This is a genomic window from Streptomyces katrae (assembly GCF_000717655.1).
Classification (GTDB): domain Bacteria; phylum Actinomycetota; class Actinomycetes; order Streptomycetales; family Streptomycetaceae; genus Streptomyces; species Streptomyces katrae_B.
Window position 1 is genome coordinate 118,708 of sequence record NZ_JNZY01000016.1, and the last position, 13,914, is coordinate 132,621.

At 69.9% G+C, this 13,914-nt stretch carries 15 protein-coding genes; 6 read left to right on the top strand and 9 right to left on the bottom strand.

Annotated features, from left to right (window positions below; genetic code table 11):
- The first annotated feature begins 21 nt into the window (after window positions 1-21).
- The 3 genes from IF09_RS0121075 (at window position 22) to IF09_RS0121085 (ending at window position 2,394) form a co-directional block, all read left to right on the top strand.
- Window positions 22-1,035 carry an SEC-C domain-containing protein gene (locus IF09_RS0121075; protein WP_030297981.1) on the top strand — a complete coding sequence of 338 codons (1,014 nt, stop codon included), beginning with the start codon at window positions 22-24 and terminating at the stop codon, window positions 1,033-1,035.
- A gap of 98 nt (window positions 1,036-1,133) precedes the next feature.
- A complete protein-coding gene (locus tag IF09_RS0121080) occupies window positions 1,134-1,934 on the top strand; it encodes a NaeI family type II restriction endonuclease (RefSeq protein ID WP_158710012.1) in 801 nt (266 codons plus the stop codon).
- On the top strand, window positions 1,924-2,394 hold the full coding sequence (locus IF09_RS0121085) for a very short patch repair endonuclease (protein WP_078613370.1): 471 nt from the start codon (window positions 1,924-1,926) through the stop codon (window positions 2,392-2,394). The genes IF09_RS0121080 and IF09_RS0121085 overlap by 11 nt, the downstream gene beginning before the upstream one ends.
- Here IF09_RS0121085 and IF09_RS0121090 read toward each other — a convergent pair.
- The 5 genes from IF09_RS0121090 to IF09_RS45705 form a co-directional block, all read right to left on the bottom strand.
- Window positions 2,391-3,587 carry a DNA cytosine methyltransferase gene (locus IF09_RS0121090; RefSeq protein ID WP_037635577.1) on the bottom strand — a complete coding sequence of 399 codons (1,197 nt, stop codon included), beginning with the start codon at window positions 3,585-3,587 and terminating at the stop codon, window positions 2,391-2,393. The two genes, IF09_RS0121085 and IF09_RS0121090, sit on opposite strands and share 4 nt — an antisense overlap.
- A gap of 122 nt (window positions 3,588-3,709) precedes the next feature.
- On the bottom strand, window positions 3,710-5,551 hold the full coding sequence (locus tag IF09_RS0121095; protein ID WP_078613371.1) for a DEAD/DEAH box helicase: 1,842 nt from the start codon (window positions 5,549-5,551) through the stop codon (window positions 3,710-3,712).
- Entirely contained in the window at window positions 5,548-6,957 is a 1,410-nt protein-coding gene (locus IF09_RS0121100; protein WP_324606857.1) for a transcriptional regulator, read from the bottom strand. Before IF09_RS0121100 ends, IF09_RS0121095 begins: the two co-directional genes overlap by 4 nt.
- Before the next feature lie 97 nt (window positions 6,958-7,054).
- Window positions 7,055-7,738 (bottom strand): hypothetical protein, encoded by a 684-nt coding sequence (locus IF09_RS0121105; protein ID WP_030297988.1) that lies wholly within the window; start codon window positions 7,736-7,738, stop codon window positions 7,055-7,057.
- 170 nt (window positions 7,739-7,908) lie between these two features.
- Complete coding sequence (locus IF09_RS45705) at window positions 7,909-8,274, bottom strand: hypothetical protein (RefSeq protein ID WP_158710013.1); 366 nt, start codon at window positions 8,272-8,274, stop codon at window positions 7,909-7,911.
- Window positions 8,275-8,508: 234 nt separating this feature from the next.
- Here IF09_RS45705 and IF09_RS0121110 point away from each other — a divergent pair, with 234 nt between their 5' ends.
- Window positions 8,509-8,844 (top strand): hypothetical protein, encoded by a 336-nt coding sequence (locus IF09_RS0121110; RefSeq protein WP_030297989.1) that lies wholly within the window; start codon window positions 8,509-8,511, stop codon window positions 8,842-8,844.
- Here the strand turns inward: IF09_RS0121110 and IF09_RS45710 are convergent.
- A complete protein-coding gene (locus IF09_RS45710; RefSeq protein WP_051832710.1) occupies window positions 8,838-9,440 on the bottom strand; it encodes a hypothetical protein in 603 nt (200 codons plus the stop codon). The two genes, IF09_RS0121110 and IF09_RS45710, sit on opposite strands and share 7 nt — an antisense overlap.
- A 572-nt stretch (window positions 9,441-10,012) precedes the next feature.
- Window positions 10,013-10,549: a GNAT family N-acetyltransferase gene (locus tag IF09_RS0121120; RefSeq protein ID WP_199920459.1), complete on the bottom strand. Its 537-nt coding sequence runs from the start codon at window positions 10,547-10,549 to the stop codon at window positions 10,013-10,015.
- Window positions 10,550-10,703: 154 nt separating this feature from the next.
- Here IF09_RS0121120 and IF09_RS45715 point away from each other — a divergent pair, with 154 nt between their 5' ends.
- Window positions 10,704-10,880 carry a hypothetical protein gene (locus IF09_RS45715; RefSeq protein ID WP_158710014.1) on the top strand — a complete coding sequence of 59 codons (177 nt, stop codon included), beginning with the start codon at window positions 10,704-10,706 and terminating at the stop codon, window positions 10,878-10,880.
- Window positions 10,881-10,951: 71 nt separating this feature from the next.
- Window positions 10,952-11,251: a hypothetical protein gene (locus IF09_RS0121130; RefSeq protein ID WP_030297991.1), complete on the top strand. Its 300-nt coding sequence runs from the start codon at window positions 10,952-10,954 to the stop codon at window positions 11,249-11,251.
- A gap of 155 nt (window positions 11,252-11,406) precedes the next feature.
- On the opposite strand, the gene IF09_RS0121135 is transcribed toward IF09_RS0121130, so the two are convergent.
- On the bottom strand, window positions 11,407-12,771 hold the full coding sequence (locus IF09_RS0121135) for a DUF445 domain-containing protein (RefSeq protein ID WP_030297992.1): 1,365 nt from the start codon (window positions 12,769-12,771) through the stop codon (window positions 11,407-11,409).
- 315 nt (window positions 12,772-13,086) lie between these two features.
- Entirely contained in the window at window positions 13,087-13,776 is a 690-nt protein-coding gene (locus tag IF09_RS0121140; RefSeq protein ID WP_078613372.1) for a DUF1707 SHOCT-like domain-containing protein, read from the bottom strand.
- Between the last annotated feature and the right edge of the window lie 138 nt (window positions 13,777-13,914).

The window sequence follows — 13,914 nt, forward strand, 5'->3', positions numbered from 1 at the left end:
AGCCGCAGTACGGTGTGAACCATGCGCCCTGACACGCCTGCCGAGCACATCGCCGAAGCCGAGCGCCTCATCCGCACGGCGACCCGTTACCCCGAGGACCAGGAGCCTTTGCTCCTCCAGGCCGCGGCCCACCTCGAACTGGGTGACGCCCGGGACCGCGCCAGCGCGCTGTACGACCAGCTCCTCGCCGCCTCACCCGCCGACCCCCACCTGATCAAGGCGCTCCAGGCCGCGAACCTGTGGGAGTACGGCCACGAGCCCGAGGCCCGCGCCCTCATCCAGGGCATCCGCGCGGCGGCCCCCGCGGACCCGGCCCCCTGGGAGGTCATTGCGGAAGCCCTCGAAGCCCACGACGAGTTGACCGCCTCGGAGGAGTGCTTCACCCAGGCGGCCACCCTCCTGATCACGGAGAGTGCGCCCCTCACCCCGGCCACCACGGCCCTCCTGACGGGCCGCCACCGCGTCCGCCGCCTCCTCGGACTCCCGCACGACGACTGGGACATGGTCGCCGACACCCGCCACATCGGCCCGATTCCGCTGGACGAGCTCCACGACCCGAAGCGCATCTGGGCCCTCGGCTCCGACGACCCGGCCGAGCTCCGCGCCGAGATCGCCCGCCTCCGCGCCGAACTGGGCGACCGACGCGCCGCCCTGTCCCGCCCGTTCCCGGTGGCGATCCTCCACTGGCCCCAGCGGGAACTGGCCGAGCTCCTCACGTCGTACCCCACGCTGTCGGCGGAGTACCCCTCGCACGAGGCGCACCTGCGGGAGATCGAGACGTCCCTGCGTGCCCTGGCGGCCTCGGGTACGACGAACCTCGGCATCGTGACGGCGAGCGTCCCCTCGTACGAGGCCTTCGCGGCATCGGAGAAAACCTCCCCGGCCTCCCCGTCCCTCCTCCCGGAATACGCCACGACCCTGGCAGCCCGCGGCAAAGCCACCCCCTGGCCCCCCACCCCCACGTCCCCCTGCTGGTGCACCTCGGGCAAGCCGTACGCGGAGTGCCACGGCTCCGCCGAGGCTGAGGGCCGATGAGCAGAGGCCGACGGCTCGTTCTGCAGGAGCCGGGGGAGGTCTGCGTCAATACGCTAGCCGGAGAGCACGTCCTGCTGGCTCCGGAGCAGGACTCCGAAATGCTGGCCGTGGTGGACTCGCTGCGGACTCGCAACGTTGGGGGGCTCTACACGCGCGCCATAGCCAATGCGATCGACTACGTCCTCGACGGCCCCAGGACAGGCCGGTACGACCTGCTGGCCCCCGACGTCCATCCGGGTGAGAAGGCCTCGGTCGGCGCCAAACTCGAGTACGAGGTACTACGGTCTTTCGGTCTGCCGAAAGAGCCTCCGCTCGACACCCTGATCGCCGACGTGCCCGTCGACATCAAAGCGACCGTGGGATCCAACTGGTCGATCCCAGCCGAGGCGCAATGCCAGGTCTGCATCTGCACGCAGATACAGCTGGGGAAGAGCAGGCACCGTTCATGGCTGGTCCGCGCGCACCGTTCCTGGCTCTACCGTGGCGCAGGCAACCGCGATGGCAAGCGTGGGCTCGCGGTGCACGCCCGCGATAACTGGAGCTTTCCGCTTTACGACTGGACTCCGCTCCCCGTGAATCCCCTGACCCTCCTCACGCCGGAACAAGCCGGGCAGGTGCTGGCCGAGAAGCCGGGTCAGGAGCCGCGGCTCACGATGATGTTCCAGTTCCTGGCAGGGCACGTGATCCCGCGCAGCGTGCTCTCGACGGTAGGGGCAGGAAAGCACGACCCTCTGAGGCGCGCCCGGAACGTGAGGGCGAGCCTGGAACGTGGCGGCCTTACGCTGCTGTGTGGCAAGTTTCCGGAGCAGCGGGACATTGCGGCGGCCCACAAGATCACGCTGGGGCCTGAGGACTGGATCGCCTTGCGGATGGACGGAGAGCACAGCAGTGCCGGATGAGCCGGACTGGCAGCCGCCCGAAGGTTCCTGGGCTTCCTCAGCAGCTCGTCGGCGCAATATGCAGGCCATCAGGAGCCGCGATACGAATCCTGAGAAGGTCATCCGCCGACTCGTCCACGCGCAGGGGCTGCGCTACCGGGTTGCCGTCCGCCCGGTTCCGGATCTCCGCCGGACGGCGGACCTCGTCTTCCGGCCGGCCAAGGTGGCCGTCTTCGTCGACGGCTGCTACTGGCACGGCTGCCCAGAGCACTACGTACCGCCGAGAACGAACCCAGGCTATTGGTCGGAGAAAGTTGCCAGGAACATCGCCCGCGACCGCGATACCGACCAGAAGCTGACGGAAGCCGGCTGGCTCGTGCTCCGCTTCTGGGAGCATGAGGAATCGGGCCGCTGCGCGGCGGAGATCGCCCAAGCGGTCCGGGAGCGTCAGAGCCGCTCCCGGACCGGAGACGACGGTTAACTGCCGCTCTGCCCTGCGGGGCGCGCGGCGCGCAGCACCTTGGCAATGGACTCGCCGACGGCGTGGGCCACCGGCGGGGGGAATGCGTTGCCTACCTGACGGTACTGGGCAGTCTTACCCGGCAGCGGCTTCTCCGTCTTCTTGTCCCCTGCGAAGTCCCACTCTTCGGGGAAGCCCTGGATGATCGCGGCTTGTGTGACGGTCAGCATCGGGCCTTCTTCGCGGAGGAGGTCCCGTTCCCAGCTCTTCTTGTCCTCAACTTCGTCAGGTGAGTTGGCGACGCCCAGGGCATTGACTCCGAAGAGCTTCCACGCGGCCTTCGCACGGCTGGGGCCAAGGTCGGCGCCGCCATGCTTTTTGGATCCGCCGACGAGTGTCGGGGCGATCCCGTCGGGCTTGCCTTCCCAACGCTCAAGGGCTTCCTGTGCCTTGGCTCCCAGCACCCCGCCCTTGTCCACGAAGGGCTTGAACCGCGCTCTCATCGACGTGCCAAGAGCAGCCCGTACCGTAAACGCTCCCGGCTTCGGCTCCGGCCACTCGAATTCTGCATCCCCCAGCACGTCGGTCCGGATGGCTACGAGGATGGCCCGCGGGCGTAGCTGCGGCACTCCGAAGTCGCTGGCCTCGAGAACTTCCCAGCCGCAGACCCGGTAGTCGCCTTTGTACTCGACTTTCTCACCGGTCTGCGGGTCCTTGGCAACGCCGCCTTCCAGGCGCGCCACCACCCAGTCGCGGTAGTCCTGGAACTTGTCGTCCTTAATTCCCCGGACGTTCTCGATCATGACGGCCTTCGGCTTGAGCTCGTCGACGAGTTCAAGCATGCGAGGGAACAGGTCACGCTCGTCATCCTTGCCCAGCTGCTTTCCCGCATGCGAGAAAGGGGGGCACGGGACTCCGCCCGCGAGAAGGTCAAGATCGCGTTCCTTGAGCGGCCCACCAAGGTATCCGACCGGCTTTTCCAGTTCACTGAGCGGCTTGAATTCATTGACATCCTTGTGGATGATGTCGCAGTATTCACGCTCGAATTCCCAGCCGTCTCGATGAGCGATGTTGCGGCGCAGCGTCGCCGCGGCGTACTGGTCGATCTCGACGAGCGCTAGGTGGCTGAAGCCTGCCTGGTGGAGGCCGATGGCCTGTCCCCCGGCTCCGGCGCAAATCTCAATCGAGGTCAGCGTTCGCTCGCTGGCACCCATCGAGTCCTCCTGGTGTGGCAGATGCAGACAGGCAAGTGTCGCATCTGCCACTGACAGCGCGCCCCCTCCTGGCAGGAGCTGGTGCGCCACCCGTCAGCTGGCGCACGTTCGCCACGGTGGTCTCACCGGGCCGGCGCCGCCCCCATGTGCTCCAGGAGGGCGCGCACATCGGCTTCGTCCATGCCCGCCGTCACAGGGCCTTCCTCCTGGAGATCACCCAGCTGCCGGACTGATGGATCATCGAGGATCGCACCCATGAACTCGAGCTTTTCCGCGAGCCTGAGCGCCACCACCTCATCGATCGTGCCAGAGGAGGCAAGCACGGTCACCCGGGTCTGCGTGTCCGGGGCCAGCCCCAGGCGGTGGATGCGGTCCAGACTCTGAAGGAACCGGCCTGCCATGAAATCCCGGTCGACATAGACCGCGTCGTGGCACTCACGGTGAAGACTGATGCCTTCGCCCAGGGTGGCCGGGTTGGAGATCAGGACGCTGCAGTCCGCGTCCGCCCGGAACCTGCGGATCTCCTCCTCCCTGTCCGCCGTACCGCCATGGACCACGGCGGGCTGGAAGTCTCCGAGGACCCGTTCCAGGCTGGTGATATTCCGCACGAACGTCGACCACACCAATGTCTTCCGCCCGGCGGCCGCGTTTTTCGACACGATGTCGCGGACTTCGAGATATTTCGGCGGCACCTCGTGCTGGTGCAGGTTCTGGAGCAGCTTGAAGAGCGACTCTCCTTCCGGGATCTCCAGAGGAGGCACCTGGAAATTGAGGGGCTCGTACTTGCTGGTCCCTTCGACCAGCAGGGCGGGGCTCGTAGCAGCCATGAGCAGCCTGAGCATCGCCTTGCCCAGGCCATCGAAATCCTCACGGGACAATTCCGCCCGGGCGGTGAAGCGCCCCACGAGGGCGTCGTAGATCTCTCTGTGCAGACCGTCCAGAGGCACCGAGCGGATGACCGGCTGGAAGGGCGGCAGCCCCAGTTCCTTCTTCGTGGTCCGTGTGAAGAGCGGCCGCAGCACGGAGCTGGCATGCGCGAGGTCCCCGCCCGCCACCGCCTGGGTCACCACCCGGCGTCCATGACCGGGCCAGACGAATGACAACAGGTTCTCCAGATCCCGTGCCCCGTTCGGGGCGGGCGTGCCCGTGAGGATCAGCCGTCGGCGGCTCAGGGGGCCCAGAGCCATGCAGGCGCTTCCGTACGTGCCGTCCGCTCCGAGCTTCATCCGGTGCGCTTCGTCCAGGATCACCATGGAGGGCGCGGCCCGCAGCCAGCCCGCCAGCCCGGTGAGGGAGCGGTCGAGCCGCTCGTAGTTGATCACCATGATCTCGGCGTGCGGATCCGGGCCCCTTCCCATGACCTTGGTCACCGGCGCCTGGTCGAAGCATTCGCCGCTTTCGGTGATCCACGACTCGTAGGCGGACTTCGGGCTGACGACCAGCAGCCTCCGGGCGTCGCCCTTCTCCTTCGTCGCCGCGTACACGGCGAGTCCGACCCGGGTCTTACCCGCCCCCGGGACGCTGAAGTTCGCACCATGGCGCATGGAGAGCAGCCGGGCGATGTCCCGGCGCTGAAAGCTGGTCAGATCCGCCCGCCACCCAGCACCGAGACTGCCGGGGAGGGATCCGGCCTCCACCCCGTCAACGCGCTCGGTGCTGTGGTCCAGGTAGTCGGCTGCCTGGTCCGCGTCGTCGAGGACGTCGTTGACGAGGGTGAGGAGCTCTCCCTCCCATTCCACGGATTCGGCGTGCGGCCAGTCCGACAGGATGTGGAGACCCGACAGGAAGTCGTCGAGGGGTACTTCCAGCGTCAGGGGACCGCGCTGACCCCCTACGGGAAACCCCGCGGCCAGATGCGTCAGATCGACGCCGAACGGCTCTGCGGCGCGGAGGACAGCCTTGGTCCGTGTGACGTCAAAGCCGATCCGCAGGGACAGGTCGCCCAGTTCACTCTGCTCGGTCACGCCTGCTCCTGCCGCACCGCGGCGAGCAGCCACGCGACGCCCTCGCCGTGTTCCTCGATCCGCGCGGCCTCACGGGCAAGCTTGAGCAGACTGCCCTTGAGGGAGAGGAGGGCTTCATCCAGGGTCTCCTCGTCCAGGTTGCGCGAGGCGCGGGCGAGCGTCATGTCGGTCACGCATTGATCGATGCTCTGGACGGCATCGTGGAGCCGGTCCGGCGCGGCCTGCTTCCGCTTGCGGACCCGGGCATCCTTGCCCGCCGGCACCAGGGCCTCTTCCACCGCTTCACGCGCCTGCTTCCACAGGGCGGCCGCCTGGTCGGACTCCTCCTGGGTCACCGTCTCGGGCGCACGTTCCACCGCCTTGGCCCGCAACAGCAGGTTCGTGAACTCCTTGGCCACCGCCACCTGGGGGCTGTCGCCCCGCACAGCACGGTTCAGCCCTGGGATCACCCGGGCCTCCTGCGGCTGGGCAGGAACCTTCTGGAGGTCCTCGGAGAGGTGGCGCTGAAGGTAGCGAGCCCGGAAGTCAACGTCCGCGAGACGGACGTCCGTCTTGGAGAAGTCGAGCACGATCAGGGCGAGCTTGTTCTCCTTCAGCAGGTCGGCCTGGGCCGGATTCTGCCGCGAGGCCTTGGCGAAGGCGCGGTGGAGCTCCCTCAGCTTTTCCTGCTGGTCCTCGAAATCCATCAGCTTGAGCTCGGCCGGACCGGTCTTGGAACGGTTCACGAGGTCGTTGAGCGTGGCCAGAACCCATCGGTCCTGCTCCGCTGTCTCCGTCCGGATGCGGAACTCCTTCGCGATCTCAGCAATCGGCCGACCCGCGGTGACCTGCTCTTCGATAGTGAGCAGCCGGTTGATGTACGAGTACGGCCGGCGCGTGTCATGACGGAGCTGAAGGGACAACTCAACCGCGTTGATATCGGTCCAGGTGCAGGACTCCGGGAGGACGCCGACCCGGACGCTCGGCACTCCAAGCTCGCGCAGAGCCGCCACACGGGTGTTGCCGTTGACGAGAATTCCGTCACGCGTGATAAGTCCCGGCTCGTTCTGGCGGTACTCCTTGAGGCTGCTCATGAGTTCGTCGAAGTCGACGTCCCGCTTGGCCGGGTTCGAAGGGAGGGCCTTGAGCAGGTAGTCGAGGTAGTCCTGGCCCTCGGAGCCCCAGGGGTTAGCCGTGAGCAGCCCGTCACGGGCGGGATCGAACGTGCGCTGCGCCCGGATCCGGTGCGTCGAAGGGTTGAAGTACACCTGATCGATGGGCATATCGATGACCTGCACCACCAGGGGCTTCGTCCGCCACTCGACCGTCAGCGTCTCCTGCAGCCTGCCGTCGGCGCTGACTTCCTTGAGCCGCTTCTCCACCAGTTCCTGGTTCTCGACGGCGCGGGGCGGCCGGCCGAAGTCCATGCTCACGGGGTGTTCTCCTTCTGACTGCAGGTCCATGATGTGCGTGGGGCTAATCGAGGGGCCGGGTTCACACCCGGCCCCAGTGTCGTGCCTATTGTCAGACCGGGGGCAGCGAGAGGGCCTCGCGGACCGTGTTCCGGGCATCGGCCGGCAGCGTCCGGATCGCCGCCCACAGGCGCTCCACCTCTGCGAACTCCCGCGCGTCCGCGAGCATCCAGTCCGCCAAGGTCTTGCGGTCCATGCCACCGAGCCGGCTCAGGCGAGCCAGAACGTCGGGAAGGTCAGCCGTCAGCCCCCTGCCGCCGACACGGCAGCGGTTACATTCGGCCACGTGTTCCACGAGGGTGGTTCCGTCCGGCTGCAGCACGGGGCGCCGCGCGATATCGAGCTGGGCCGACACGTACGTGCCCGGGAACGTCTCTCCCGACGTGATGCCGCACGACCGGCAGTGGTGCCCGTCACGCGCCAGAACCTCACGTCGCTGGGTGTCCGTGATAGACGCGGCCGGCCGCGTCCCCTTCCCGGGTTCCCAGACCGGGTCGCCCTGCGCCACGAAACGCTGTTCGTGCTGCCCGAGCGTCAGGTCTTCGCGGTTGGTGTCGATCCGCCACCCGAAATCCCGCAGATCCCGCACCCTGCGGTCCGCCTGGCTCACCCCGGGGAAGGCCTTCTTCACGTCTTCCTTCGTGAAGACATTCCCCTCCCCCACCACGGCGACAAGCCACAGCCCGGCACGCTTCATGGTGCCAAGCTTCTGGTCCGTCCAGGACGGAAGCCCCATTGACTCTCTCCTTGTTCGCGTCAGTCACGAAGTGCCGCCGTGTGCACGAGGATCCCCCACCAGCACTCCCGGCGGCCTCCACAACTCTTACGCAGCACAGGACGCCAAAGCCACCCTTCATCCAGTTTCGAGGGCAGATGAAAACATGAGGCGGTTCACCTGACGGACTTTTACCGGAAGACTTCGAGGAACCAGTTTTGAGCGGGGAGATTGGAGTTGTGGTGCCACGGAAGCCGAGAAATTGGAAAGCGCTGCCATTTGGACTGTCTGAAGAACACCGGACGTTCGTGACGATGCTGCGCAAGGTCCGCGACTGCAGCACGCGAACCCAGGCCGAGATCGCCCGGCACGGGCACATCGTGGCAACGACTCTCTCCAACCACCTCAATGGCGGTCGGATCCCGGAGGAGCCACAGGTCACGGCGTTCTTCCGGACAGTCCAGCAGGAAGTGGAGACGGCGGGCAACGCAGGCCTGGAGCTTCCCTGTTCCCTGGATGACCTTCTGGAACTGCGGCGGCGCGCCCGAGTGCAGCACTGCAACTGCGTCCCGCACGCCGGGGGAGACAAGCCCCCGCCGGTAGATCCGCCTGACGAGTCGCCGGCTTCCCCCGCCTCAAGTCCCGTGTCCAGCCCGGGCCCGGTTCCTGAACCCAATAGACGTCCGTCTGGCCCGCAGCCGCTTCCTCCTCGTTCGCTGAGACGACGTCTGCGCTCCCGCTCCAGAGCTCTGTCGCGCGCCTCCGTGCTGGCGGCGTCGGCTCGGAGGAAGGTGCCGGTCCCCCCTGAGGAGGGGGACCGGCCGCACAGGGACTCCCCTCGGGCCCAGTGGACCGAGCTGGAGACCCTGACCGGGTTCATCTCGAGCGGCAGGGAACGCGACGCCGGACTGCTCTTGTGGCGTGCTGGTAGGACGCTGTCCGCGCCCGAACTCATCGCAGCCGTCGACTCCTGCCGGACCGCAGGGCTGAACGCGGCTGCGGAATCTGTGCTCTCCGGTGTCACCGAACGCGCTGACCGGCAGGCCGTGCTGAACATCACCGCCGCGTTCCAGCATGCCGGCAGGCACGAGGATGTCGGCTTCCTGCTGGCGGCTGCCAGTCAGTGACCGAACGGCAGTGGCAGAGAGAGCTGTTGGTGGCCGCGGGCTTGGGCTGTGGGTGGGGTGGGGCGGGTTGCGGCCAGGGTGAGGAGGGTGCGGACGGCGGCGATGACCTGGGGCGGGGTGTCGCGGATCATCGACGGGGTTGCGCTGACCACCAGGATGCCGTGGGACTCCAGGCGCAGGCGGCGCAGGAGGGTGGCGTGCCAGGCGTCGCGGGTGTAGTGGTACTCCGCCGAGTCGATCTCCAGGGCGACGCCCTCGTCGGGCCAGTACGCGTCCGGGCTGGCCAGGAACGTGCCGTCCGGGGTGTACAGCCGGGTGTTCCACAGCGGGGTCGGGAGGTCCGTCGCCGTGAGGGTGTCCCGGGCCAGGGCCTCGGCGATCGAGCGGACCCCGGCGACGAGTTCCGACGCGGCGGCGCGGATCGCGGGGCGGGTGAGGAGGCGGGCCGCGCGGAGCTCGGCGTGCAGGTCCTGCGGGTGGCACCAGCCGGACTGGACCACGTGGGCCAGGGTCGAGCGGATGCGGTCGGGGTCCTCGGCCCGGGCGGCGAAGTCGGCCGCCGCGCGCACCGGGCGGGTGCTCGGGATGCCGGACACCGCGATGGTTCGCGGCCAGCGCGCGGTGGCCAGCGGGCGGACCTCCGGGGTCCCGGTGAGCCGGCGCGGGGCGCGGGGCGCGGACCAGGACGTCGGCCGGGGCGTACGGGACGTCGCGGATGCCGAGGAGGGCCAGGGCGGCGCCGCCGGTGAGGACGGCCGTGTCGCCGGACAGCGGGTCCGCGGCGGGCTCGGCGGCGTACAGGACGGCGGCGAGGGCTCGTTGGCGGTGGTCCGGGGGGCCGGTCTGCAGGAGGTAGACCCTGGGCAGCAAGCGCTGCCAGGGCCCGCCCGGGCGGGTGCGGGAGGTGATCGTGCCGTCGGGCACCCCTGCGCTGATGAGCTGGTGGCGGGTGGCCAGGTTGAACTGCCGGCGGGCCGCGTGGGCGGCGGCCGTCCGCCCGGTCGCCTTCCCGGGCCCGCGGGCATTCGTCGCCTGCCCGGCCGACTGCACGGTCCTCCGGCCGGTTGCCGTCCGGCCGGGAGGCCGGTGGGTCGGTGGCCGGGTGTGGTCTGGCGTCTGCTGCGGTGTGATCATGCCGGCGGTATGCCCTGACCCGGGCCGGGGACACCTAGCGGCCCGGGTGGTCCGGGGACAGGAAGACGATCACCCCCGTCTGCGTGCCCGGCCGGGCGGTGACCTCGTGCCACCCCAGGCGCCGGTACGTGGCCACCGTGTCGGTGGCCAGGCGGGAGGTCAGCAGCCAGGCCCGCCGGTCCGGGGCATCGGCGGTGATCTCGGTGAGCAGGGTCCGGCCCGTGCCGTGGCCGCGCGCGTAGGGGCGTACGGCGAGCTCGCCTATCTCCAGCGCACCCGTCAGGAGTTCCCGCACGCGCTCCGGGCCGAGCTGCGCCGCGACCTGGGCGTACCCGCGGTCCTTGGGGAACGCGGCCGGGGTGAGCCAGCCCGTGGCGAAGCCGTCGATGCCGGCCGCGGACTGGGCCAGAGCCGTACGGAAACCACGGCGCCGGGCGTCGGCCTGGAGGCGGACCGCGAACTGGCGAATGGTTTCTTCGTCTTCGTTCCACGGCGGAGCGGAGAAGACGTCGGCATAGGCGTCGACCAGTTCGTCCGCGAGGTCGAGGACGGCCCGTCCGTAGCAGATCACGATGTCCGAGCTCCTCTTTTTCCCGTTTGGGATGGGAGAGTCAATTTATGCCGGACCGGTTCCTGGAGCACGTATCGCACGGATCCGGCGAGTGTGCGACAAATCCCCTCCCCGCGCTCCGTGTCGGGGCGACGCGAGGCGCGTTGAGCAGCCCGTGGACAGACTGCTTCGGGCCACCGGCCGGTGCGTGCTCGCCTTCCTTCTCGTCCTGGGTGTGGTGGCGCTGCTGCCGCGCGCCGTCAAGGACGCCGTGCCGGACGGTGTGGTCGGCGGGGCCGTGCTCGTCCTGGGGGCGCTGGGGGCCCGCCGAGTGGTCAAGCCCCCGCGTTAGCCTCGTAGTAGCGCAAGTGAGATCAGTGAGATCACCAGATCAGTCAGATCAGACGACTTGAGGAGTTGGGCATGGCGCGCGTACCGAGTTCCGCAGTGGCGGCCGCCGGACTGGTCGGCGGGTACGCCGTCGCCCGGTGGACGAAGAAGCGTCCGCTGGGCGGTGTCGTGCTCGGCGCGGCCGGGCTGGCCGCCGGGCGGGAATGGCACCGGCGCGGCGGCACCCCCGCGGCGGCCGGGCTCGGCGCGCTGTACCTCGCCGGCTTCGCGGGCGCGCACCCGCTGGCCAAGAAGGTCGGGGCCTGGCCGGCCGTCCTCGGGGCCGCGGCCGTCGTGGCGACCGCGTCCTGGGTCGTCGCCGACCGAGGCTGACCCGACCACCGGGCAGGGGCCACGGGGCACGGGGCAGGAGCCACAGGGCAGGGGCCACAGGGCACGGCCCCGCCGAGCAGGCTGGGCCAGGCCGGCCGCCAGACCCTCCGCCGGGGCCGGCCACCCGGCTCCCGGCCCCCGGCGGAGGGCTTGGCCTACGCGCCGAACGCCTGCGACACCGCGTAGATCAGCAGCCCTGCCAGGGCGCCGACCACCGTGCCGTTGATGCGGATGAACTGCAGGTCGCGGCCGATGTGGGCCTCGATCTTCCGCGACGTGTGCTCGGCGTCCCACCCCGCCACCGTGTCCGTGATCAGCGAGGTGATCTCGGTCCGGTAGGTGGTCACCACGTACACCACCGCGCCCTCGATCCAGCCCTCCACCTTTTCCTGGAGCCGGCCGTCCGTCGCCAGCCGGGACCCCAGCGACATCAGCGAGGACCGGACCCGCAGCCGCAGCTCGCTGTGCTCGTCCTCCGCCGCCGAGATGATCATCGACCGGATCGCGGTCCAGGCGGAGGCGATCGCGTCCTGGACCTCCTCCCGCTGCAGGATCTCGGACTTCAGGCGCTCCACCCGGGCCTGGGTGTCCGTGTCCGACTGGAGATCGGCCGCGAAGTCCGCCAGGAACCGGTCCACCGCCCCGCGCGCCGGGTGCTCCGGCATGTCCCGCATCTCCGTCAGGAAGCGGAGCAGTTCCTTGTACACGCGCTCGCCGACCTTGCGGTCCACGAACCGCGGGGTCCAGCCGGGCGCGCCGCCCTGGACGGCGCCCATCACCGATTCCCCGTGCGTCACCAGCCAGTCGTGGGCCTTGATGCAGACGAGGTCGACGACGCGGCGGTGCCCGCCGTCCGCGACGACCTTCTCCAGGGTCTTGCCGATCCCCGGCGCGATCTCGGCGGTCTCGGCCCGCCGGGTGATGGCCTCGCCCACGACGGCCTGCACGTCGGAGTCCCGCAGGACGGTCAGGGCTCCGCGCAGCGCGGTGGCCAGCTCGGCCGTGACGCGGTCGGCGTGCGCGGGCTCGGCCAGCCAGGCGCCGAGGCGGCTGCCGATGCGGAGGGCGTGCAGGCGTGCGCGGACCACGTCCGGGGAGAGGAAGTTCTCTCCGACGAACTCGCCGAGGGAGATGCCGAGCTGGTCCTTCTTGGTCGGGATGATCGCGGTGTGCGGGATGGGCAGGCCGAGCGGGCGCCGGAACAGCGCGGTGACGGCGAACCAGTCCGCGAGCGCGCCGACCATGCCGGCTTCGGCGGCGGCCCGGACGTACCCGGCCCAGCCGCCGGCACCGGAGTGCTCGGCCCAGGTGGTCAGTACGTAGACCAGCGCGACCAGGATCAGCAGGCCGGTCGCGGTGGTCTTCATGCGGCGGACGCCGCGGCGGCGCTCCTCGTCGGCCTCGCTGAACACGAAGCCGCCAATGCCAGTGCCGTTGCCAGGGCCAGGCCCAGTGCCTACGGCGTTGGTGCGGTTGTCCACGTGTTCCTCCCTTCCCCCGGGCGCCGGTTTCGTCTGCATAGCATCCGACTCCCCGGAGCCCCGGGGAGTTCCCGGCACGCCGATTCACTGCCCTCGGGGCGCCCGGCGTCCCGTACGGCCCCACCGGACCCGGCGGCCCCGGGCGCTCGCTGCCCGGCCGGGCGCGGGCCGGCGTCCGCGCCCGGCCGGGCAGCGGGGCCCGGTACCCCCGGCGGCCCGTGCGGGCTGCGAGGCCCCGGCCGGGCCCGGCCCGGGGCTCCGGCCGCCCGTACCGCCCGTACGACCCGTGCCGTCCCGGCTGCGCCTCGTTGAGCGCCCAGGCTCCGGTTCGGCCGCGAGGGTGACGGCGCCCCGCTACAGCTCCTTGCGGAGGTCCGGGCCGCCCGGCAGGGGCTTGGAGCGCTTCGGGGGTTTGGTTTTGATCTCTACGCCGCCCCAGAAGGCGAAGCCCGTCACCACCACCCGCGGGGCGCCCGGGGTGACCGGGCCCGGGGTGTCGCGCTGGTCGAAGGCGCCCATGAAGCCGATGCCCCGGACGTCGACCTCCACGCCCGGCGGGACGGTGATCTCGATCCCGCCCATGATCGCGACGCAGTTGATGACCACCTCACGCTGCGCGAAGTTCGCCTCGCGCAGGTCGAGCTCGCCGCCGCCCCAGAACGCCACCGCGTCCAGGCGGGCGGGCACCGTCCAGTTGCCCTTGCGCTGGAACGACGACATGACCGCGATGGCCGGCGACGATCCTGCGGGCAGACCCGGGCCGCCGATCCTGGACGGCCACGAGCGGTCCCCCGGAGCATGCACCGGGGGCGCCGACGCCGCGACCGCCATCGGGACTCCGCCCGGCGCGGGCAAGTCGCGGGTCAGTGGTTCCAGTTCGGCGTACGTCTTCGACTTGTACGCCGCCTCCAGCCGCTCCTCGAACTCCTCCATGTCGATCCGGCCCTCGGCGACGGCGTCCCGCAGCCGCTCCACCACCCGGTCACGGTCGGCGTCCGACGCCCTCAGCTCCGGCAACGGCTTCTCCGGCCGCTCGTCAGTCATGGGGAACAGCGTATGCAGCCCCGCACGGGAGTTGTAGGGCCCAGCCCTGGACCCGACCCCCGCTCACCCCTGATTTGTCCCCTATCCCGGGCCCCGCCGAGCCCCCCCCCCCCCCCGGCCCCCCGCCCCCCACCCCCC

Bases quoted from the DNA above. Each gene is read 5' to 3' on its own strand.
- IF09_RS0121080 (WP_158710012.1), top strand. From the start codon at position 1,134: ATGCTGGCCGTGGTGGACTCGCTGCGGACTCGCAACGTTGGGGGGCTC.
- IF09_RS0121135 (WP_030297992.1), bottom strand. From the start codon at position 12,771: ATGCAGACGAAACCGGCGCCCGGGGGAAGGGAGGAACACGTGGACAAC.
- IF09_RS0121130 (WP_030297991.1), top strand. From the start codon at position 10,952: ATGGCGCGCGTACCGAGTTCCGCAGTGGCGGCCGCCGGACTGGTCGGC.
- IF09_RS0121100 (WP_324606857.1), bottom strand. From the start codon at position 6,957: ATGGACTTCGGCCGGCCGCCCCGCGCCGTCGAGAACCAGGAACTGGTG.
- IF09_RS0121090 (WP_037635577.1), bottom strand. From the start codon at position 3,587: ATGGGTGCCAGCGAGCGAACGCTGACCTCGATTGAGATTTGCGCCGGA.
- IF09_RS0121140 (WP_078613372.1), bottom strand. From the start codon at position 13,776: ATGACTGACGAGCGGCCGGAGAAGCCGTTGCCGGAGCTGAGGGCGTCG.
- IF09_RS0121105 (WP_030297988.1), bottom strand. From the start codon at position 7,738: ATGGGGCTTCCGTCCTGGACGGACCAGAAGCTTGGCACCATGAAGCGT.
- IF09_RS0121075 (WP_030297981.1), top strand. From the start codon at position 22: ATGCGCCCTGACACGCCTGCCGAGCACATCGCCGAAGCCGAGCGCCTC.